We start from the raw sequence: 1,360 nt of genomic DNA, 5'->3' as shown, positions 1-1,360 counted from the left end.
TTGACAGATATTGTTGAGAAAATTCAAGAAGAATGGAACCAAATTAAGTCTTTTTTTAGTGCAACTGTAGATGAAGCACTTGCAGAGCTATCTCAAACAGTTGAGGCTGATTTACAGGCAGCAATTGATGGTGCGATTGGAAAGTTAGGGCTACCAGATCCAGAGCTACTACGAACCCAAATTGAAGAGAAATTATCAATAAGTGAAGAACCTTTATATTCGGGGGATTTAGCTTCAAATGAAGTAGACCGTCAAATAACTCGCGCCCAAGCCTCCACGACTCTTGGCGAAGAAGGGCAAAAACAAACATTTGAAGAATTAAAAAGTACCCAGAATTCTGTACTCTCGGTAAAGAGTGCGGCTGAAGCTGCTCAAAGAGAAGTCATTACTCAAAACGTGATGAAACAAATCGCCCAACAGAATGCCCAACAAGCGGCAATTTTAGGAGCACTGCGTGCTGACTCGATAGATGAAGCCAAACGCCAGGAATTAACTAACTTGAATTTGACCAATATTTCCAGAGCTGTTGACGGACAAAACCAGGCACAGCAGCAGGAAAAGGTAGGGGCAGCTTTTGAAGCGCTGCGGACTACTTCTCTAGCTGGCTTGTTTTAGGGAGTAGGGAGAATTGACGCTTGATAATGCTATCAGAACTATTTCTGGCTGATACAGGTACGAAAGCTACGCAAATCCTCGATGAAGGGCTATTAGCTCAAGATGCCGTAAAAATTGCAATATTTAAGCTTTGGGATGACGTATTGAGAGGAGGAGGTGGATTATATGTTGACCTCACTCAAGTGGGAGTTCTTTTTGCCCTTGGAACCTTATTACTGTTCATGGTGCAGTGGGCAAAAAACATGATGGAGGATGAGGGCAACAGACCTTTTAGCGATTTGATTTGGCCCTTGATTGTAATTATCCTCCTGTCTAACAACGGTAAAGCTTTAGCTAATGGAACCATAGAACTCAGAAATATCATCAATGAAACTAATCGGAGGGTGTTAGAAACTACATCTGCCTCGGTAAAGTTGCAGGATGCCTATCGACAAATTGTAGGAGAAGCGGGTGCTGAAGCAGCAATGAAAGGCGTAATGAGCCGATGTTCAGCCATAGTTGACCCCAAGCAGCAGGCGGACTGTCTCAACAATGCAGCTACCCAGGTAGAACAAATCGCCTCTTCCTTAAAAACACCCCCCTCTGGAGGTCTTGCCAAATTTATTTCAAGTCTTAAAGCTAACCCTTTAGAAATGGCTCAACAAGCCATTGGTTCTTATCTGGGCTTATTGCTTCGCACTTGGCTATTAGCAATGGGCATTGCCTTTCAATGGCTGGTAGAAATCTCCCTACTACTGACAGGACA

At 43.5% G+C, this 1,360-nt stretch carries 2 protein-coding genes; both read left to right on the top strand.

Annotated elements, in window-relative coordinates; genetic code table 11:
- The coding region (locus tag F6K23_RS40600) for a hypothetical protein (RefSeq protein ID WP_293166887.1) at positions 1-615 on the top strand (615 nt) is incomplete at its 5' end.
- A gap of 26 nt (positions 616-641) precedes the next feature.
- Positions 642-1,360, top strand: a 719-nt coding sequence (locus tag F6K23_RS40595) for a hypothetical protein (protein WP_293166885.1), incomplete at its 3' end; no start/stop codon positions are given.

The sequence above is a fragment of the Okeania sp. SIO2C9 genome (assembly GCF_010672455.1).
Classification (GTDB): Bacteria; Cyanobacteriota; Cyanobacteriia; order Cyanobacteriales; family Microcoleaceae; genus Okeania.
This window is presented reverse-complemented; position numbering and strand designations above follow the sequence as displayed.